This window comes from Limosilactobacillus galli (genome assembly GCF_947381495.1).
GTDB classification, from domain to species: domain Bacteria; phylum Bacillota; class Bacilli; order Lactobacillales; family Lactobacillaceae; genus Limosilactobacillus; species Limosilactobacillus galli.
The window spans coordinates 1-20,073 of sequence record NZ_CANCWK010000020.1; the positions used below are offsets into that span (position 1 = coordinate 1).

A 20,073-nucleotide genomic window follows, 5' to 3' on the forward strand; every position below is an offset into this window, starting at 1 on the left:
GGCCTATCTATGCAAATTGTGGTTCAAGCACTCATCAGAAGGGTGTTTGCTCACAAGCCACGTCCTTTAGGGCGTGGCGGTTGACTCACAGAATATTTACTTGTACCGGCGGACAATATCATCGCGGATGATCCGGCTGCCGTACTGGTGGCGCAGGTTGGCCAACCGGCGGCGAGAAAAGGCGTGGCAGAGGATCGGGATGCCCCATTGTTGCTGCAGCCCCATCAAGACTGCCAGATAATCTTCATCGCTATACTGGTCGAAGGGAAGGTGACAGATGATGGCGGTGGTGATCCCCGTGCCCACCCGTTTCTGGGCCTCAACGGTGATCACGTAGTTGCGGCTGATTTCAACAATCGATGTCCAGAGGTTTAACCGCCCCGACGAGTGCTGCTGGAAGTCGGCAATGGTCTGGTTGCCCTGCTTGATCATCGCCTTAATCTCGCTATCCTTGGCCATGGGCATTCCCCTTTCTGGTGACGGCGCGAATATTTCTGAGTGGTATCTGGGGGCCGTCTGCAAAATAGGCGACCTGCTGAGCCCAGTTTACATGGTCCAGAGTGCCCCGGTAGTGTTCGTAGTAGCCGCTCTCCCCGTTGAAGTAGGTGAGCTCCAGCCTGACCGCGTCACCTGTCGGCAACTGGTGGAAGAAGTCAAAGATTGCCTGTTCCTCCGCCCCGGTCGGGTATTTCTTGTTCACGTACCGTTGGGCGATCTTGTTGAGCAGCTCATGGTAGCCGGTGAGGGCCGCAAACGGGGCGAACTGGCCGGCCCGATCACGCCCGGTCATCGGCAGGTGGGCGTGGGAGACATGCCGTGGCTTGTCCATAATGTCATTATAACGGCTGGTGTCGTTGAACTGGGCCTGTTCGGCTTGCCATTGCTTTTTATCGATCATGCCTGATGGCCTCCAATCTCCTTGTTACGTTTCTTGGCAACGGCCCCGTCCTTGAGGTCTGCAGCCCGGATGATGGCGTTCTTACCGAAGTCTTGCTGCGTCTTCAAGATCAGCTTCTGCAGCTTGTAATCTTGGTCGCGCTGGGCCTGCTGCTTTTTAGCCGCTTGAACGGTCTGCTCCGGGTCGCTGAAGAGGTCCAGCTGCTCGGTGTATGTCCGCTCCTGGGCCTGGCGGTGGTTGACCAGGTGGTTGGCGGTGACGGTGACTCGGCGGATGGTGAGCTGGTGGTGGAAGGACTGGTCATAGGCGGTCAGAAAGTGGGCCACCAGTTCGGTCGGTGAGGCAGTCGGCACCTTGAAACTGATCTTCTGGTGGTCGGGATGGGGAACGTCGCGGCCGTAGAAGTCCTTGGTGATGGCGCCGTGGTAGTCATGTCCCGGTTGCAGGTTCTGGGCATCATAGTTGACAGTCAGCGAGAATTCATCGGCTACCAGGTCCCGCTTGACCATCTGGAGGCAGAGCATGTTGGCCATCTCCTGGACGACGATCCGGCCTTCTTGGAAGGTGTAGGGGCGGGGAAGGACGATGCTGGAATAGAGCCCGTGGTCATCGGAGTGGTAGTGCTTGATATCGTCGATGATGGCGGACTCGTACCCCCAGGCGTGGTCAATCAATAGCTCCGCATTCTTGCCGAACTCCCGGTAGAGGGTTTCCTCGTTCTGCGGGTCGGAGAGGGTCCCCAATGAACAGCGGGCAATGTCGCCCATCGTAAGCAAACCGAGCTTGGCCAGGCGCTTGGCGTAACCGCGGCCGACCCGCCAAAAATCGGTGATCGGCTGGTGGGCCCAGAGAAAGCGGCGGTACTTCTGTTCATCCATCTCGGCAATCCGGACCCCGTCTTTGTCGGCCGGAATTCGCTTGGCCACGATGTCCATGGCCACCTTGGCGAGGTAGAGGTTATCCCCGATTCCGGCAGTGGCGGTGATCTTGGTCTCGGCCTGGATCACCTGGATGATCTCCTTGGCCAGGTCGTGCGCAGTCGTGTGGTGGCTGGCCAAGTAATCGGTGATGTCCATCATGACCTCATCGATGGAGTAGGGATGGATCTTAGCCGGCGGCAGGTAGCGGAGGTAGATCTCGTAGACCTTGGCGCTCCTTTGCAGGTAGAAGGCCATCCGGGGTTGAACGATCTTGTATTCGATCTTGAGACTGGGTGAACGGAGGAGTTCATCGCGGTAGATCGATCCCCAGGCGGCTAAGCGGTGGTCGCTCGCCTGCTGTGCCCGTTGACGGTTGAGCTCGGCGACCCGCTGCTCGACCTCAAACAGGCGGGGCCGACCGGGGAGACCAAACTTCTTGAGGGCCGGGGAGACCGCCAGGCAGATGGTCTTGCTGGTGCGGCTGGCGTCAGCGACCACTAAGTTGGTGTTTAAGGGATCATAACCCATATCGGCGCACTCGGCTGAGGCGTAGAATGATTTCAGGTCAATTGCCAGGTAAGTCGCCACTGCAGATTCTCCTTTCTTGCTTGTTGATGTATCTATTATACTGGATACCTAAATAGCGAACAAGCGTTTGCAAATACGAGCTGCGGGAGACTTGCCTTTTAACTGTAAAAGGGCTTAAAATATAAGCATATTTAGTAGCGTGAGCACAGCGAGGAACGGTTGGTGTGAAGGTTCTCAAAGCGTGAAGTGGTTACAACTTAATAACCTTATATTAAGAGTGGCAAATGATTTTGCAATTTAGGTGGCACCGCGCGCAAGCGTCCTATTAGTCAATGGCTAATAGGGCGCTTTTATCGTTTAAGGAGGAATTAATTATGACAGAAAAGAAACACGTAATCTTAACTGGTGACCGGCCAACGGGTAAGCTGCACATTGGACACTACGTTGGTTCCCTCAAGAACCGGGTGGCCCTGCAGAATACCGGCAAGTACGACACCTACATCATGATCGCCGACCAGCAGGCTCTGACCGATAACGCTCGCGATCCGGAGAAGATCCGTCACAGCCTGCACCAAGTGGCCCTGGACTACCTGGCCGTGGGCATTGACCCCAAGAAGTCCACGATCCTGGTTCAGTCCCAGATCCCAGCCCTGAGCGAACTGACGATGCACTACCTGAACCTGGTTACGGTTTCTCGACTGAAGCGGAACCCAACCGTTAAGACGGAAATCACGCAGAAGAAGTTCGGTGAGAGTGTGCCAGCCGGTTTCTTCATCTACCCAGTCAGTCAAGCGGCCGACATCACCGCTTTCAAGGCCGACACCGTGCCGGTTGGTGATGACCAGGAGCCGATGTTGGAGCAGACCCGGGAGATTGTCCGGACCTTCAACCGGATCTACCAACAAGACATCCTGGTTGAACCAGAAGGGGTCTTCCCGCCAAAGGGTGAAGGACGGATCCCCGGCCTCGACGGCAATGCCAAGATGAGCAAGTCCCTGGGGAACTGCATCTACCTGTCTGATGACACCGACACCATCCAGAAGAAGGTCATGTCGATGTACACCGACCCAACCCACATCAAGGTCAGCGATCCCGGTCACGTGGAGGGCAACACGGTTTTCACCTACCTGGACATCTTTGATCCCGACAAGGAACACGTGGCTGAACTGAAAGAACAGTACCAAGCCGGGGGCCTCGGTGACGTCAAGATCAAGCGCCACTTAAACGATGTCCTCCAGGCCGTTTTGGAACCAATCCGGAAGCGGCGTGAAGAATATGCGGATAATCTGGACTATGTTGACCAAGTGCTGATGGAAGGCTCCGCTAAGGCCAATGAAGTTGCCAACCAGACCCTGAAGGAAGTTCGGGATGCCATTGGGATCAACTACTTTGGCTAGTCATAATTGAAATATTGAGTTAGGACTGCTTCCGGTAATTATTTACTGCGGGCGGTCTTTCTTTAATGTAAGAAAAATTTTTCCTGCTGGACAGTTATTAGTGTTTCACGGCACGGAACATGGTAACATAAAGAGGATGTTTTCTAAGAAAAGATAAAATTGAAAAGCGGAGGTGAAAATAGTGGAAAACCTCGCGATTGTAGACCTCGGCTCTAACTCGGCCCGGATGGCGATCACCGAAATCGCTCCGGATGGCCGTTTTCGTGAAATCAAGCGGGTCAAGGAGAATACTCGCCTGTCGGAAGGCATGGGGCGGGAAAAGATGCTGCAAGAGGACGCCATGAACCGGACCATCGCCGCTCTGAAGCGCTTCAAGAAGATTTACGAGGGCATGCCCCATACGCAGGTGCGGGCAATTACGACGGCGGCGGTGCGGCAAGCCCGCAACCGGCAGGAGTTTCTCAACCGGGTTCAAAAGGAGGTCGGAATTCGGCTCCAGGTCCTCTCAGGAAAGAAGGAAGCCTACTACGACTACCTGGGCGTGATTCGGACGATGAAGTTAAACCACTGTTTGATTCTGGATGTCGGTGGTGCAAGCTGTGAACTGGTGCTGGTCCAACAGCGCCGGGCGCGGGACCTGATCTCAATCCCGGTTGGGGCGGTGACCCTGTCGGAGCAGTTCCACCTCAATGGCTATGTGCGGTCCGCTGATCTTTTCCGGGCCCAGGTAGCGATGAACGAACGGCTGACCAAGATTCCCTGGCTGCGGTATGCGACCCGGGTACCAATTGTTCTCTTGGGTGGTGCCAACCGGACACTGGCCCGGATGACCTGGTCCTACCACCACCGTCACCGGCGGCAGCGGTCCATCCATGGCTACCAGCTCTCGTCACGGGTGGTGTTTGCCACTTACCGGGAGTTGCTGAACCGGAACCTGGCCCAGCGCAAGCGGATGCCAGGATTGGAACCAGAACGAGCAGATATCATTGTCGGGGGGATGTTGCCCCTGGTCAGTCTGCTCCAGCGCAACAGTGATGGCCGGGTGATCTTCTCGGAGAGTGGTGTCCGGGAAGGAATCATTACCGAATACGTTAATCAAAGGAAGCGACCGCAATGAGTGATTGGCAACACGGTTTTTATAAGGCCGATTCCCAGGCGCGTCGCGAACGACTGACCCAGGCCCTTCACTTGCCTCAATCGGTGACGAAGACCCTGGCTGACCGCGCGTCGACCCTGGGCAACGAGCTGGTGGAGAACTACCTGACGGATTACGGCCTGCCGGAAGGGGTGGGGTTGAACCTCACCGTCAATGGGCAGGAGTACGTTGTCCCAATGGTCGTGGAAGAACCCTCGGTGATCGCCGCAGCCAGTAATGGTGCCAAGCGGGTTCAGGCCAGCGGCGGTTTTACCGCTCCCAAGCAGCACCGGCAGGTGGTCGGTCAGGTCGTCTTGACCGACGTGGCCGATGTGCCGGCGACGGTTGAGAAGCTGACGGCCCAGCGCGACCACCTGCTGGCCGTGGCCAATGCGGCCCACCCGTCGATGCAGCGCCGTGGCGGGGGTGCCCAGTCAATGACGGTCCGGACCCCCGGCGACTTCATCAGTATTGACCTGGGAATCAACGTCTGCCAGGCGATGGGGGCCAACAGCGTTAACACCATGGCCGAGGCGGTTGGCCGCGAGTTAACCGCCCAGGGCTATCACGTCCTGGTTGCCATCCTGAGCAACCTGGCGACGAACAGTCTGCAGACGGTCAGCTGTGATGTTGACTTTGCCAAGCTGGCTACCAAGGAACAATCCGGTGAACAGGTAGCCCAACAGATTGCCAAGCTCAGCGCCCTCGCCCAGGTGGACCCGTTCCGGGCAGCTACTCATAACAAGGGGATCATGAACGGGATTGACGCCGTGATGATTGCCAGCGGCAACGACTGGCGGGCAATCGAGAGTGGCGCCCATACCTACGCTGCCCGCAGTGGTCAATACCGCGGGCTCAGCACCTGGCAGGTTGTCGACGGTAAGCTGCATGGTGAAATGACCCTGCCCCTGCCGGTGGGGGTGGTCGGCGGTTCGATCGGTCTGAACCCAATGACGAAACTCAATTATCAGATTAGTAAGATTAAGACGGCTGAAGAACTAGCGGCAGTAACGGCGAGCCTTGGTCTGGCACAAAACCTGGCCGCCCTGCGCGCCCTGGCAACAACGGGGATCCAGGCTGGCCATATGAAGCTCCAGTACCGTTCGCTGGCGGTAAGCGTTGGTGCCAAGCCGACGGAGGTTCCGCTGGTGGCGGCCCGGTTGGCTAAGTGTACCCACGTTGACCAGGAAACGGCCCGGCTGGTATTAGCTGAAATTAGAAAGGATCAATAATGAGCGAAGAAGAAATTAAGTTAAACGCGACAAACCAGGCCCTCCTGGATGAGATCAATTCCCTCTATCCGGATGGCACGGTCTTTGTCCAGTTCCACGGCAAGAAGTCCGGCTATGTCCGGCACGATCAAGCCACCCAGAAGACCCTGCCCGGCGGCCTCTTCATCATTGTGACCGACCTGACAGAGCCTAACTACACGGCTTCTCACGAGCTGCTCCACCTGTTGATGCTGCTCAAGGGCTTCCCGCAGATCTTCTTCCAGTTGTCGCTCGGGGACAAGGAACTCGATGAACAGATGATGATCATGTCCACGGACCTTTACAACGTGGCGATTCACCGGGTGGTGGTGGCCGAACAACGCAAGCACGGCCTGATCAATGACCAGATCGAAGAGGAATACTGGAAGGGGGTTGAACACACCCTGACCAAGGAGGGGGCCAAGGATGATGACGAGCGGACCCTGCGCCTGCTGACGATCCTCGATGCCCTGGTCTTCTATGGGGACCACTTTGACAAGTTTGCCGACCGCTTTAAGGAAAACTATCCAGAAGCCCTGGCGGCAGCCCAGAAGATCTATGACGAGATCACGGCCAAGCCAATCAAGTCGCCATTTGACATGCGGCGGACGATCATCAAGGTCTACTCCCTGTTTGATGAACAGATGCAGCAGTGGGGACTGCCAGCACTGCACAACAACGAATACACGACGGTTTCACCCGTGCTGAGTGAACGGCAGCTGCGGCTGGAGATGCGCCAGGTCTTCGAGATCTTCCATTCCGACATGAAGGAGCGGGGGGCGACTAAGCGGGCCTACGTTGGCTTGCGGCGGAGCGACCGCCAGAACTCCTTCACCATTGAAGCACCGCAGTCCAATGCGCCAGAGTACTTCAAGCGGGTTTACGACATGCCCGTGAAGAAGTTCCTGGAAGAACACAGCGTGCCATACATTGTAAGGAAGTGAGTCTATGAACGCGCAAATTCAGCAATTATTTGATAATGCCAAGCGGATCGTCTTCCTGACCGGGGCCGGGGTTTCCACGGCCTCAGGGATTCCAGACTTTCGCTCGGCTAATGGGCTCTACACCCAGGACAAGAACGCTGAGTACTACCTGAGTCACCGCTACTTCAGCAGTGATCCAGAGGGCTTCTACGAATTCTGCAAGAAGAACCTCTACTTCCCGGATGCTAAGCCGAACGTGATCCACAAGAAGCAGGCGGCCCTGACCAACCAGGACCGGGCGACGGTGATCACACAAAACATTGATAACCTCTATGAGGAGGCGGGGACGACCCACCTGATCGACTTCCACGGGAACCTCTACCACGTCTACTGTGAGAAGTGCGGTGAGACGGTGCCGGTAGCCGATTACCTGAAGAGCCGGCTCCATGCCAAGGACGGCGGCTCCCTGCGGCCCGACATTGTCCTCTATGATGAAGGAATCAAGCAGGACGACATTATGAATTCCGTCCGGGCCATGCAGTCTGCCGACCTGGTCGTGATCGTGGGAACCTCGATGAAGGTCTACCCGTTTGCCGGACTGCTGGAGTACCGGAACCCGAATGCTCAGGTTCTGGCGATCAACCAGCAGAAACTGAACCTGCCATGCGAGTTCACGATGGTGCAGACGGACGCTACCAAGTTCTTCGATGAGCTGCAGGTTTAACATTTTTTAACGCATAATAAAAAGCGGATCAGTGATGATCCGCTTTTTTGTATTCTCGGTTAATGATTAGTTGTGGGCGTTAAATTCCTTCTGGGCACCGGGCAGCTTGAAGGTGTTCTCGTATAGGTACTTGTTGGTCAGCTTTTCCAGGTAGCCATCGTCGTGGAGCTTCTGGAGTTCTTTGTTCATGGCCTGGGTCAGCTTCTTGTTAGCCGGGCTCTTGTGAAGGAGGAAGTAGGAGCTCTCCAGACCGATCGACTTGGAGGCGGTCAGGTTCTTGCCAGCAGGAGTCGTTTGAACAGACTTGTAGGCGGCGTAAGGGTAAACAGCCACGTCGTACTTGCCAGAGGCAACCTGCTTTAAGGCATCCCCAGTCGTCTGGTCACCGATTCCCTTGAGGTTGAGCTTGTTGTTCGGGTGCTGCTGGTTGTAGTTTTCCAGCAGGCTGTAACGCGCATCGCTGGTGGATACCGGTACCACGGTCAGCTTCTTCTTGGCGACTTCGGAGAGGGAGTTAGCCTTCTTGCCGTTTTTCCGTTCTACTAGGCGGAGGTCATCCAGCCCATTGGCCCGGGTGTGGTAGTAGTTGTTGAACCGTTGCTTGTTGTACCAGAAGTTGGACATGGCGACGTCGTACTTGCCAGACTGCAGACCGGCGAAGACCGCGTTCTGAGAGGTGAAGGTTGTCTTGAACTTGTATTGCGGCAGGTCGCGGTCAATCCGCTTGATCAGGGCACCATAGTAACCGCTGGCCCCGTGGTCGGTGTTGATGATGTATGGTGAATTACCGTTGGGAGCGGCGACGGTGACCGTCGTGGCAGCAGAGGCAGAACCAATTGTGGCGGACAGACCCAGAATGGCCAGACCAGCCAGGGCCGCACGGGTAACTAAATGTGATAACTTCATGATGATTGTTCTCCTTTATGTTTTAGGTGATTACTTGTTAAATTCAGCGTTGTAGGCCTTCTTGGCGCCAGGGAAGGCGAAGGTATTTTCGTGGATGTACTTCTTGGTCAGGTGTTCGAGGTAGCCGTCCTTGTACAGGTGGTCGATTTCCTTGTTCAGATCCTTAGTCAGTTGCTTGTTCTGGGCGTTCTTGTGAACCAACAGGTAGGCACTCTTCAAGTAGATGGACTTGGAGACGGCCAGCTTCTTACCGTTCTTGGTATTTTGCACCTCACGGAAGGCAGCGTATGGGTACATCGTCACGTCGTACTTGCCAGAAGCAACCTGCCCGAGGGCATCAGCCGTGGACTGGTCACCGAATGGCTTCAAGTCCACTTTTGGGCTGTGGGTGTCGTTGTAGGTCTTGACGACGGAGTAGAGGGCGTCGTCAGTGGCCAGCGGGACCATTGACATCTTATGCTCGGCGACCGGCTTCAGGGAGGTGGCGTCCTTCAGGTACTTGGCCTGTGGACTGTTCTTGCGGTAGATAATTCGGACGTCATCCAAACTCGTGGCCCGGGTGTGGTAGTAGTTGCTGAACCGCTGCTTGTTGTACCAGGAGTTGTTCAAGGCCACGTCGTACTTCCCAGACTGCAGACCCGAGAAGACCGCGTTTTGGGAGGTGAAGGTCGTCTTGAACTTATACTGCGGCAGGTCGCGGTCGATGCGCTTGATTAAATCACCGTAGTAGCCGGCCGGACCATGGTCGGTGTTGACGATAAATTCGGGATTGCCGTTCGGGGCGGCCACATTGACCGTGGTGGTTTTAGCGGCATGGGCGGTTACTGGGGTAGCGAGGGCGCTGGCAGCCAGACCGATAATAGTCAGTGACGTTATAATCTTGGATAATTTCATTATTATTTCTCTTCCCTCTTATTGAATATTAGTTAATAGCATAATGACGACGGAGACGGTCTTCGATCAGTTGGAAGATCTTGGCGAAAATCCAGCAGATGACGATATAGATGACAAGCGCGTCGGTGTAAGTCTCAAGGTACTTGAACCCGATCGATGAGACGATGTTGGCCTGTCCCATAATTTCAACCAGGCCGATGTTGTAGATCAGCGCGGTATCCTTGATCAGGTCCAGGAAGATGTTGGTAAAGTTGGGAATCAGGTTGGTGATCAGTTGCGGGACTACGATCTGGGTCATGGTTCGAAATGGCGTCATCCCAACGGCCAACCCTGCTTCATACTGGCGGTAGTCAACTGAATGGTAGGCAGACCGGATGCTCTCCGAAAGGTTGGCCATCGCGTTGAGCCCGTATGCTGAGAAGGCGATGACGATGGCGGGCAGACCATCCGGGTTGGTACTCCAGCCCCAGCTGCGCATCAGAACCAATAGCTGCGGCAGTCCGTAATAGACCACATAGAGTTGGACCAGGATCGGGGTTCCCCGAATGAAGGACACCAGGACCGCCAACACCTGGGATAGGACGGGAATCTTCTTCTCCCGGGCGATGGCGACCAGGATGGCGAGGATCAGGCCGACCAGAGTTGCCACCACCGCCACCAGGAGGGTGAGGGGCGCAGCCGATAGGATCTGACCGAATGACTCGCGGGCAAAGTTTAAGTCAAACACGTGTATTTCCTCCTTTCAATTAGGCGCGGATAGCGGCAAAACGTTTTCTGATCAACCGGAAGATCCCCTCGATGATCAGGACAATGACCCAGTAGGCTAGCGCCAGGAGGATGAAAATCCGGAGCTGGTGAATTCCGGCCGTCTGGTTGGAAAGGTTCGAGGCCTCGTTGTAGAGGTCATAGAGCCCCAGGACGTAGACCAGTGAGGTAGCCTTGACCAGCCCAATAACCAGGTTCTCAATATTAGGCAGGGCGATCATGGCTGCCTGGGGGATCAGGATCTGCCAGAAGGTGGTACGGTCGGGCAACCCGATTGACCGGGCCGCCTCCAATTGGCCGGGGTCAACGGACAGGTAGGCACTCCGGAAGGCCTCTGACAGGTAGGCGCTCCAGCCCAGCGACAGGCCCAGCACCCCGAAGGTCAGCCGCGTCCAGCCATCGATGTTGATCCCGATGGCTTTCAGCAGGACTGGCAGCCCGTAGTAGGCCAGAAGGAGCATCAGCAGTGGCGGCGTTCCCCGGATCAGGCCGAGGTAGAGGTGGGCGATCCCGGTGGCTGCCCGGTTCTTCCGCAGGTCCAGCCAGGTCAGAAAAAGCCCCAGGACTGTTGCGAAGATGAAGGAGAGCACTAGCAGGTAGAGGGTGTTGGGCAACCCCCGCAGGATCACACTCAATATTTTAGTGTTGCTCAATGGTGGTCGCCTCCCTTAGTTAGCGTCGCTTAGGGCGGTTAGGAACTGCGCGGTCCGCTTGTTCTGCGGGTGGTCGAACAGTTCCTGCGGTGTCCCCTCCTCGACGATCTTGCCCTCATCGAAGAAGACGATCCGATCGGCCACCTGTCGGGCGAAACCGAGCTGGTGGGTGACGATGATCATCGTCTGGCCGGCCTCGGCGAGCTTGCGCATGTCGCCAAGCACGGCGCCGACCAGTTCGGGGTCGAGGGCCGAAGTTGGTTCATCAAAGAGAATGATCTCCGGATTCAGCACCGTTGCCCGGGCAATCCCGATCCGCTGCTGCTGACCACCGGAGAGCTGGGATGGGTAGAGCTGAGCCTGCTTGCTGAGGCCCAGGCTGGCCAGTTCCTTGCTGGCGATGTCGTTAGCGTTATCCTTAGCCATCCCCTGGGCATAGATCAGACCCTCGGCGATGTTCTGCAGGGCCGTCTTGTTCTTGAAGAGGTTGTAGTTCTGGAAGACCATCGCAGAGTGGCGCCGGACCCACTGCACGTCTTTTTTTTCGGGCTTGGCCAGGTCGATCTGGTGGCCGGAGAAGTCCATCGAACCCTGGTCAGCGTGCTCCAGGAAGTTGAGGTTGCGCAGGAAGGTGGTTTTCCCCGACCCGGACGGACCGATCATGACGACGATCTCGCCCTTTTCGATCTGGAAGTCAATCCCCTTGAGGATCTCCCGGTCATTGAATGATTTATGCAAGTCTTTAACCGTTAGTAGCAAGTTCTTTCCTCCTTAATTGTGTGCGGCTTCGATGGCCCAACGCAGGTGGTCGTAGTCAATATCACGTGGAACCGTGCAGTCGGCACCGAGCAGGACGCCCTGGTTGCCGGTCTCAGCGATCAGCGCGTGGATCTTGTCTTGGATCTGCTGCTTGGTGCCGGAATAGAGGATCCCCTTGGTACTGTTGTCCAGGCCGCCCATTACCGGCCGGTCGCCGAAAAGCTTCTTGCCGGCGGCCAGGGAGTAGCCATCGGTTTCGGTCGCCCAGTTGATTACCTGCAGCGGGTAGTTGACGAACCAATCCAGGTGGTTGTCGGCGCCGTCAAAACCGCAGATGTGCAGGATGTTAAGCGGGGAGACGGCGTTGATGGCGTTCTGAACGTCGATATCGGTCGGCTCCATTACCTCTTCGAAGAACTTCGGGGTGCTGGTGCGTTCATCCTGGATCTCTTGGGTGCTGTAGTAGATCCCGTCGATGCTGGTGGTCATCAGGGCCTTGGCAACCTTCTTCTGGTCATCACTGATCACTTTCAGGACGTGGAGAACCAGCTGGGGATCTTCTTCGTACATGTCGGCGAAGCGCTTGTCGGCCAGTAGCAGTGGTTCCTGGTAGTGTTCAATCAACGCCCACTTCAGAAGAAACAGTGGTGAGAACATGGTGACAAAGGTTGGCCGACTGCCGGCAATCTGCTTTTGCTTTTCGGCCAGGGCTACCTGACCAGTCAGCCAGGGATCATCATTTGCGATTGGTCGTAAGTTATGGAGGTCGGTGATATTCTTGGGATCGTTAACGCCATGGAAGGGGTAGGGGAAGTAGCCATCAAGCATCGTCTTGGCGAAATCCACGTCAACGGCCTGGTAGTAGTCACAGTGGCCGTTCAGGTTGGTTGTCAGGACGCTGGGGGTAGTGGCGGCGTTGGTAAACTCGTTATCGGCGAAGTGACGCCAAAACGATGCAGGAACCTGGTCAACGGTTTCGTTATGTAATGCTTTTAGGACGGTTTCACGACTTAAACTCATAAATAATCACTCTTTCTAATTGAATACAAAAAACGCCACCGATCAATGACATGATCGGTGGCGTTTATCTACTTTAAGCGGGTTTTCGTGAGATTAAAAAGTCAACCTCAAAGAAAACGGCCAGCTGAACTCATGTCAGTTTGTCCGAATGTACTTGAAGGTTGACAACACATTGCAGATTTAATGAATGACATGGGTTCGGCTCCTTTCAAAATTGATACTTGTATTCTAGAATACTGTGTCGATGTTTGTCAACAGAATTTCACTGATTTTTTGTTAGCTAAATTGAAAAGCCCCGCAGGTTGCGGAGCCGTGGGCGTTTGATTATTTAGTTATTCGAAGAAGACGACCTTACCATCCACCTTGAATGGCAATGCCACTGAGCCTTTCGAGTGGCCGTCCTTCTTAAAGTTACGGGTAACGTTACGAATTGCATTAGTGTTTAGTAGCATTATGATCGCCCCTTTCTTTGTTGTTCAACTGTAAAATAACATGTTTATTGAGACATTTACAGTTAAAAATGCCAGTCTAAGAAAGTCTCTCATTATTGTTCAGCCAAATTTTGCATAATCTGCGTGAGTGTACCGGGGAAACTGCATAAAAGCCGTCATTTAGGCCCTCGTGGCCGGTCTACTGATGAATATAGATTTATTTTGCTGAGAATAAGAATTTGCTAAGCAGGTCAATGAGACTTTTCTTCTTTATCAATTGCAATGTTATCGGTCAGCCCTTAGGATAGAAACGAATATGGAGGGGATTAATCATGAAGATAACCATTGGCCTGACCACCTGGACCGAGCACCCGGCCCTGATCAATAACGAACAACGGCCTGTCACCCTAAATGAATACGCCCAGTACCTGCCGACGGTGGAAGTGGATACCTTCTTCTACGCCCTTCCCCAGGTGACCACCATTCAGAACTGGCTGGCTGAGGTGCCAGAGGCATTCCAGTTTATAGTGAAGGCCCACCGGGGGATGACCCTTCACGAACGAGGGCAAGAAAAGGGGGAGCTCGAGCAGCTCTTCAACCGTTATCGTAAGACGGTGGCGCCCCTCGTGGCAGCTGGTCAACTCAAAACGGTCCTCTTCCAATTTCCACCCTATTTTGATGCCTCACCCCAGGATATCGAATACCTCCGTCTGGTCCGGCTCTGGATGGGGAACCTGCCGATCGCCATTGAGCTGCGCAACCAGACCTGGTACCGGCCGGGCACTCTGAAGTCCCTGTTGACCTTCTGCCGGGAACTTCACTTCACCCTGGTCGCGGCCGATGAACCCCACGGTACCGTCACCTCGGTTCCCTTTGTGCTGGCGACGACCAATCCGGACTTGGTGATGATGCGCCTGCACGGGCAGAACACGGAAGGCTGGATCAACCAGGGGAAGAGCTGGCGCAAGACCCGGACCCTGTATAAGTATTCTCCGGCCGAACTGCAAGCTTTCTGCGACCAGATCAACCAGTTGACGCCACAGCCCAAGGAACTCTGCGTGATCTTCAACAACAACTCAGGAAAAGACGCCGCCCCGAATGCCCTCCAGCTGCAGAAGATGCTCGACATTCACTTCACCGGCCTGGCGCCGCGCTCACCTGAACAGATCGACCTGTTTTAGCCTGTCTCTGGGCGGCTAATATGCTATACTAAACTGTAAAACTAATCTTAGAAATTCGTTAGAGAGAGGGGCCTCATATGGCAACTGAAAAACCGACTTATTACATTACAACACCAATTTACTATCCATCTGGTAAGCTCCACATTGGTAATTCTTACACTACCATTGCTTGTGATGCGGAAGCTCGTTTCAAACGGCTGAGCGGCTATGACGTATTCTTCTTGACCGGGACTGATGAGCACGGTCTGAAGATTGAACAGAAGGCGGATAAGCTCGGCGTGCAGCCACAGGAATACGTTGATCAAATGGCCGCCGGGATCAAGAAGCTGTGGAAGACACTGAAGATCACCAACGACAAGTTTATCCGGACGACTGATGACTACCACGAAAAGGCTGTCCAGAAGATCTTCCAAAAGTTCGTCGACCAGGGCGACATCTACAAGGGTGAATACACCGGTTGGTACTCCGTGGACGATGAGGAATACTTCACTGAGAGTCAGCTGGCTGAGGTTTACCGTGACGATAACGGCAAGGTGATCGGCGGAAAGGCCCCATCTGGCCATGAGGTCCAGCTGGTCAAGGAAGAATCCTACTTCTTCAAGATGAGCAAGTACGCGGACTGGCTGATGGACTACTACAAGGAACACCCGGACTTCATCGAACCGCACACCCGGATGAACGAAATGGTCAATAACTTCTTGAAGCCGGGCCTGGAAGACCTCGCCGTTACCCGGACCTCCTTCAACTGGGGGGTCAAGGTACCAAACGATCCTAAGCACGTGGTTTACGTCTGGATCGACGCCCTGTCCAACTATATTACGGCCCTCGGTTACGGCAGTGATGATGACAGTCTTTTCAAGAAGTTCTGGCCAGCCGATGTCCACATGGTTGGTAAGGAAATCGTTCGTTTCCACACCATCTACTGGCCAATCATGCTTCACGCCCTCGGCTTGCCGCTGCCAAAGCACATCATCGGCCACGGCTGGCTGACGATGAAGGACGGCAAGATGTCCAAGTCTAAGGGGAACGTGATCTACCCAGAGACCTTAGTTGACCGCTACGGCCTCGATGCCACCCGTTACTACCTGTTGCGGGCAATGCCATTTGGCAACGATGGGGTCTTCAGCCCAGAAGACTTTGTCGACAAGGTTAACTATGATCTGGCCAACGACTTAGGGAACCTCCTGAACCGGACTGTGGCCATGATCAATAAGTACCAGGACGGCAAGCTGGTGGCTGAAAACGATGCGACAACCCCATACGATGCTGACTTAGAGCAGACCGCGGCCGATGTGATTGATGAATATAAGGACCTGATGGACAAGACCCACTTTGCCGATGCCCTGGCTGCCGTCTGGAAGCTTGTTTCCCGGGCCAACAAGTACATCGACGAAACGGAACCATGGGTACTGGCCAAGGACGACAGTAAGAAGGAAGAGCTCTCTGACGTAATGACCCACCTGGCCAAGAGCCTGCGGGTAATTGCGGCCCTCTTGCAACCGGTAATGCCGGACGCCCCAAAGGAAATCTGCCGTCAACTGGGCCTTCCGGAGGACCCAATCACTTTGACTGACTTGAGCTTCAACGACTTCCCAGCAGAGGTCCAGGTGGTCAAGAAGGGAACGCCAATCTTCCCACGGCGCGACGTTAAGGAAGAAGTCGAATTCATCAAGAGCAAGATGACAACGAACGAAAAGAAGAAAGGTCGGAAAGCAATGGAAGAAGCAAAGCAAAAGGCTCAAGTAAAGGCTAAGGAAGAAGAAACAACCGGCAAGAAGGCTATCCGGATCGATGTCTTTGACAAGGTTGAACTGAAGGTCGCTAAGATCACTTCAGCGGACCACGTTGAAGGGGCTGACAAGCTGCTCAAGTTCCACATGGACGACGGGACTGAAGAAGGCCGGCAGATCCTTTCTGGAATTGCCCAATGGTACCCAGACCCATCTGTTTTGGTCGGCAAGAATGTTTTGATTGTTGCCAACCTGAAGCCGCGGAAGATGCGTGGCGAGATCAGCCAGGGGATGCTCCTCTCCGCTGAAAAGGACGGGGACGTCAGGGTTGTCATTGCGCCTGATGACCTGGTTCCTGGGATGGGTGTTGAATAAAGCGAGGCCACGATGAGCAAGCACGCAAGTTGGCGCAAGATCTATGACTCGCACACTCACCTGAACGATGAGCCGTTTTACGAAGACGTCCCGGCCTTCATTGCCCGGGCTGACCACTATGGCGTTACGGAAATGAACATTGTCGGTTCAAACCGCCAGCTCAACGACCGGGCGATCGCGTTGGGACACCGTTATCCTAACCTGCACCCGATTGTCGGCTGGCACCCGGAGGACCTGGCGACCTTTAACCCGGCCGAGGAGGCCCACCTGAAGGAACAGCTGGCGGACTCGACGGTGGTGGGAATCGGCGAGATTGGCCTGGATTACTTCAATGACCAGCACTCGCCCCATGACCAGCAGTGGTCCCTGTTTGAAAAGCAGCTGCAGTGGGCCCGCGACCTTCAGCTGCCCGTCTCAATCCACTGCCGGGATGCTCTGGCGGATACGTATGCCATCTTGAAGAATGCCCACCTCGCTGAATTTGGCGGGGTCATGCACAGCTTCAACGGCAGCCCGGACTGGGCGGAGAAATTCATGGATTTGGGGATGGCGATCTCCTTCAGCGGGGTCGTCAGCTTCAAGAATGCTGCCGATGTTCACGCGGCGGCCCTAGCGACGCCGCTGGACCGGATGATGGTCGAGACTGATGCCCCGTATCTGACTCCCAAACCGTACCGGGGGAAGCAGAACGAACCCGCCTTCACCAAGTTCGTGGCGGATGCAATCGCTGAGCTGAAGGGCATTGATGCCGAACGGGTCGCCTACCATACCTACCACAATGCGGTCCGGCTCTTTCTCAAGGATGGGGGACATGATGAGCAAGATTAAAGAAGTCATCGTTGTTGAAGGCAAGGATGACACCAAACAGATTCATAAGGCGGTCGACGCCGATACCTATGAGACCAACGGCTCCGCATTGTCAGAGGTTGACCTGGAACGGCTGAAGAAGCTCCAGGCGACCCGGGGCTTGATCGTCTTCACCGACCCGGACTTCAATGGGGAACGGTTGCGGAAGATGATCAGTGCGGCCGTTCCCGGGGTGAAGCATGCCTTCATCCGGCGTGACCAGGGGGTACCGGACGAGGCCCATGGCAGTCTGGGAGTGGAGCACGCCACCCCGGCCACCATCAAGCAAGCCCTGGCCCACCTGTATACGCAGACGACCGAACCCACGGCTAACTTTACCATTCAGGACCTGCAGGCGGCCGGTCTGACGGGGAATCCCCTGGCTCGTCACCGCCGGGAGCGCCTGGGAGCCATCTTGGAAATCGGCTACGGCAACGGTAAGCAGCTGGTCCACCGGCTGAACATGTTTCAAATCACGCCTGATCAGTTCAAGCAGGCATTGGCTAAGATTAAGCAGGAGGAAGATTGATGAGTCAGTCACCAGAAATTGGCAGTCGTACCCGGACTCGGGCGATCATGGAGAAGTACGGAATTCGCACCAAGAAGAGCTTTGGACAGAACTTCTTGACGGACCTGAACGTCCTCAATAACATTGTCACCGCTGCCGACATCACCAAGGATGACAACGTGATTGAGATCGGTCCCGGAATCGGAGCATTGACGGAGCAGCTGGCTCAGGCAGCGGGCGAGGTTCTGGCATTGGAGATCGATTCCGATCTGATCCCAGTTCTGAATGAGGTGCTCGCACCCTACGATAACGTTACCGTCCTCAACCAGGATGTCCTGGAAGCCAACCTGCCGGCCCTGATCCAGGAGCAGTTCACCGACCCGAGCAAGCCGGTGAAGGTGGTGGCTAACCTGCCGTACTATATCACCAGCCCGATTCTGATGAACTTGCTGGCCAGTCCGGTCGACTGGGCGGCGATCTGTGTCATGATGCAGAAGGAAGTGGCCCAGCGCCTGACCGCGGCCCCGGGGACCAAGCAGTATGGGGCCCTGACTCTGGCGATCGAGTACCAGATGGATGCCAAGATTGCCTTCGATGTTTCCCGGCGGGTCTTTGTACCGGCGCCCAACGTTGATTCAGCGATTATTGTTCTGACGCCGCGCAAGCAGCCGCTGGCGGTCCAGCCCTTTGACAAGCAGAAACTCTTCGGCTTCATCCGCGGCTGCTTTGCCCACCGGCGGAAGAGTCTCTGTAATAACCTCCGGGGCGTCGTCGGCAAGCAGCCGGCGACTAAGGACAAGATGGCGGCAATCTTGGATCGGCTCGGGATTTCGCCGCAGATCCGGCCGGAACGGCTGACCCTCGACCAGTTCATTACCCTGGCCAATGCCCTCCACGCGGCCGACCTCCTGTGAGGAGATTGGCACTACCCTGGATGACAGTTCTTTGAATTATGTACATTAATCCGCTATACTGGTTAGTACAGTGAGGTGGAAGCCGATGCCAAATAATATTGCTGAAATTAAGGACCTGCTGAACAGTCGCATTGGTCAGCAGGTTGAAGTAACGGTGCAAGCCGGCCGTAAGCGGGTGAAGACGCTGCACGGCACCTTGAGCAAGACCTACCCAGCAATTTTCATTGTTCACTTGGATGATGGCGATGATCTCCGACGGGTTTCATACACGTATGCGGACCTGTTAACACATAACGTTGCGCTTGCTTTTGAATAAAATTAAGTCCGTACCAAATTTGTCTTTTTGGTACGGACTTTTTAGTCGGATTGATATGATTTGCTAATACTTGCCAGCACTACGCCAGCATTAGTATAATCAGGATAAGATCTTTTTCGGGAAGGAGTGGTGTTCACGATGCTTGTTACAGAGAAGGCGCCTGCAAAACTTAATCTAAGTCTCGACACCCCAATGCGGTATTTTGACGGGTCACCGCGCTGGGATATGGTGATGACCTCTGCCGACCTGGCTGATTACGTGACCGTGGAGACGCATTCCCGGCCCGCGACAATCAAGGTTTACACTGATAGCGGCTTCTTGCCCAACGACCAGCGCAACCTGGCCTACCAGGCTGCCCACATTCTCCGCAGCCGTTTTCACTGTCGGGAAGGGGTGACCATCCGGATCAAGAAGAACATCCCCGTGGCGGCCGGCCTGGGCGGTGGCTCTTCGGATGCCGCCGCGGTGCTCCGGGCGTTAAATCGGATCTGGCGGCTGGGCCTCAGTCAGCAGGAATTGGCCAAGGTGGCGCTGACGATTGACTCGGACGTACCCTACTGCGTTTACAGCCGGCTGGCCCATGTGACCGGCCACGGGGAACAGATTGAGCTGCTCCCAGACACCCCGCACTACTGGGTGGTGATTGCCAAGCAGCAGACGAGTGTCTCCACTCCGCAAATCCTTCGGCAGATCAACTACGAGAAGCTGGAGCACCTGAACAATAGAAAGCTGCTTGCGTGCTTGAAGGCCCAAGACTGGCAGAATGCTGTCAAATACATGGGCAATGTCTTAGAGCCGGTGACGATGCAGAGCCATCCGGAAATCCGCCGGCTGAAGGATAAGATGGCCAGCCTCGGTGCAGATGTGGCCCAGATGAGCGGGACGGGGCCAACCGTCTTTGCCATCTGCCATACCGAGTCGCGGGCCCGCCGCATTCAAAACAGTATCCGGGGCTTTTGTCGGGATGTCCATGTCGTGACCCTATTATAAATTTGAAGGT

At 55.3% G+C, this 20,073-nt stretch carries 21 protein-coding genes; 12 read left to right on the forward strand and 9 right to left on the reverse strand.

Annotated elements, in window-relative coordinates:
* Positions 1-96: 96 nt before the first annotated feature.
* Genes QOS10_RS05375 through QOS10_RS05385 form a run of 3 tightly spaced genes read right to left on the reverse strand, consistent with a single transcriptional unit; the run spans position 97 to position 2,406 of the window.
* The gene (locus tag QOS10_RS05375) at positions 97-459 is read right to left on the reverse strand and encodes a transposase (protein WP_283594253.1); all 363 of its coding nucleotides are present in this window, start codon (positions 457-459) and stop codon (positions 97-99) included.
* The gene (locus QOS10_RS05380; protein ID WP_283594255.1) at positions 446-898 is read right to left on the reverse strand and encodes a hypothetical protein; all 453 of its coding nucleotides are present in this window, start codon (positions 896-898) and stop codon (positions 446-448) included. The genes QOS10_RS05375 and QOS10_RS05380 overlap by 14 nt, the downstream gene beginning before the upstream one ends.
* Positions 895-2,406 carry a Y-family DNA polymerase gene (locus QOS10_RS05385; protein WP_283594256.1) on the reverse strand — a complete coding sequence of 504 codons (1,512 nt, stop codon included), beginning with the start codon at positions 2,404-2,406 and terminating at the stop codon, positions 895-897. The genes QOS10_RS05380 and QOS10_RS05385 overlap by 4 nt, the downstream gene beginning before the upstream one ends.
* Positions 2,407-2,720: 314 nt before the next feature.
* Here QOS10_RS05385 and trpS point away from each other — a divergent pair, with 314 nt between their 5' ends.
* The 5 genes from trpS (at position 2,721) to QOS10_RS05410 (ending at position 7,775) form a co-directional block, all read left to right on the forward strand.
* Complete coding sequence (gene trpS / locus QOS10_RS05390; protein ID WP_283594257.1) at positions 2,721-3,743, forward strand: tryptophan--tRNA ligase; 1,023 nt, start codon at positions 2,721-2,723, stop codon at positions 3,741-3,743.
* Positions 3,744-3,924: 181 nt separating this feature from the next.
* Positions 3,925-4,860, forward strand: a complete 936-nt coding sequence (locus tag QOS10_RS05395) for a Ppx/GppA family phosphatase (RefSeq protein WP_283594258.1) — start codon at positions 3,925-3,927, stop codon at positions 4,858-4,860.
* Positions 4,857-6,110: a hydroxymethylglutaryl-CoA reductase, degradative gene (locus QOS10_RS05400; RefSeq protein ID WP_283594259.1), complete on the forward strand. Its 1,254-nt coding sequence runs from the start codon at positions 4,857-4,859 to the stop codon at positions 6,108-6,110. Before QOS10_RS05395 ends, QOS10_RS05400 begins: the two co-directional genes overlap by 4 nt.
* Complete coding sequence (locus tag QOS10_RS05405) at positions 6,110-7,072, forward strand: IpaB/EvcA family protein (protein ID WP_283594261.1); 963 nt, start codon at positions 6,110-6,112, stop codon at positions 7,070-7,072. Before QOS10_RS05400 ends, QOS10_RS05405 begins: the two co-directional genes overlap by 1 nt.
* Positions 7,073-7,076: 4 nt before the next feature.
* Positions 7,077-7,775: an NAD-dependent protein deacylase gene (locus QOS10_RS05410; protein ID WP_283594262.1), complete on the forward strand. Its 699-nt coding sequence runs from the start codon at positions 7,077-7,079 to the stop codon at positions 7,773-7,775.
* 66 nt (positions 7,776-7,841) lie between these two features.
* Here the strand turns inward: QOS10_RS05410 and QOS10_RS05415 are convergent, their stop codons facing one another.
* The 6 genes from QOS10_RS05415 to QOS10_RS05440 are packed head-to-tail and all read right to left on the reverse strand — an operon-like array spanning position 7,842 to position 12,772.
* Complete coding sequence (locus tag QOS10_RS05415) at positions 7,842-8,681, reverse strand: transporter substrate-binding domain-containing protein (RefSeq protein ID WP_283594263.1); 840 nt, start codon at positions 8,679-8,681, stop codon at positions 7,842-7,844.
* Positions 8,682-8,711: 30 nt separating this feature from the next.
* Positions 8,712-9,575, reverse strand: coding sequence for a transporter substrate-binding domain-containing protein (locus QOS10_RS05420; protein ID WP_283594264.1), 864 nt, complete (start codon positions 9,573-9,575; stop codon positions 8,712-8,714).
* Positions 9,576-9,603: 28 nt separating this feature from the next.
* Entirely contained in the window at positions 9,604-10,302 is a 699-nt protein-coding gene (locus QOS10_RS05425) for an amino acid ABC transporter permease (protein ID WP_283594265.1), read from the reverse strand.
* Positions 10,303-10,321: 19 nt separating this feature from the next.
* Entirely contained in the window at positions 10,322-10,993 is a 672-nt protein-coding gene (locus QOS10_RS05430) for an amino acid ABC transporter permease (protein ID WP_283594266.1), read from the reverse strand.
* A 15-nt stretch (positions 10,994-11,008) separates the two neighbouring features.
* Positions 11,009-11,752, reverse strand: coding sequence for an amino acid ABC transporter ATP-binding protein (locus QOS10_RS05435; RefSeq protein WP_283594268.1), 744 nt, complete (start codon positions 11,750-11,752; stop codon positions 11,009-11,011).
* 12 nt (positions 11,753-11,764) lie between these two features.
* On the reverse strand, positions 11,765-12,772 hold the full coding sequence (locus tag QOS10_RS05440; protein ID WP_283594269.1) for a uroporphyrinogen decarboxylase family protein: 1,008 nt from the start codon (positions 12,770-12,772) through the stop codon (positions 11,765-11,767).
* Between the two features lie 763 nt (positions 12,773-13,535).
* On the opposite strand from QOS10_RS05440, the gene QOS10_RS05445 reads away from it, so the two are divergent.
* The 7 genes from QOS10_RS05445 (at position 13,536) to ispE (ending at position 20,063) form a co-directional block, all read left to right on the forward strand.
* Positions 13,536-14,384, forward strand: a complete 849-nt coding sequence (locus QOS10_RS05445) for a DUF72 domain-containing protein (RefSeq protein WP_283594271.1) — start codon at positions 13,536-13,538, stop codon at positions 14,382-14,384.
* Between the two features lie 77 nt (positions 14,385-14,461).
* Entirely contained in the window at positions 14,462-16,489 is a 2,028-nt protein-coding gene (gene metG, locus QOS10_RS05450) for a methionine--tRNA ligase (protein ID WP_283594272.1), read from the forward strand.
* 12 nt (positions 16,490-16,501) lie between these two features.
* Positions 16,502-17,317, forward strand: coding sequence for a TatD family hydrolase (locus QOS10_RS05455; RefSeq protein ID WP_283594273.1), 816 nt, complete (start codon positions 16,502-16,504; stop codon positions 17,315-17,317).
* Positions 17,304-17,864, forward strand: a complete 561-nt coding sequence (gene rnmV / locus QOS10_RS05460; protein WP_283594274.1) for a ribonuclease M5 — start codon at positions 17,304-17,306, stop codon at positions 17,862-17,864. Before QOS10_RS05455 ends, rnmV begins: the two co-directional genes overlap by 14 nt.
* Positions 17,864-18,757: a 16S rRNA (adenine(1518)-N(6)/adenine(1519)-N(6))-dimethyltransferase RsmA gene (rsmA, locus tag QOS10_RS05465; protein ID WP_283594276.1), complete on the forward strand. Its 894-nt coding sequence runs from the start codon at positions 17,864-17,866 to the stop codon at positions 18,755-18,757. The genes rnmV and rsmA overlap by 1 nt, the downstream gene beginning before the upstream one ends.
* An 85-nt stretch (positions 18,758-18,842) precedes the next feature.
* Positions 18,843-19,073 carry a Veg family protein gene (locus QOS10_RS05470; RefSeq protein WP_283594277.1) on the forward strand — a complete coding sequence of 77 codons (231 nt, stop codon included), beginning with the start codon at positions 18,843-18,845 and terminating at the stop codon, positions 19,071-19,073.
* Positions 19,074-19,211: 138 nt separating this feature from the next.
* Positions 19,212-20,063 carry a 4-(cytidine 5'-diphospho)-2-C-methyl-D-erythritol kinase gene (gene ispE / locus QOS10_RS05475; protein ID WP_283594278.1) on the forward strand — a complete coding sequence of 284 codons (852 nt, stop codon included), beginning with the start codon at positions 19,212-19,214 and terminating at the stop codon, positions 20,061-20,063.
* Positions 20,064-20,073: the final 10 nt, after the last annotated feature.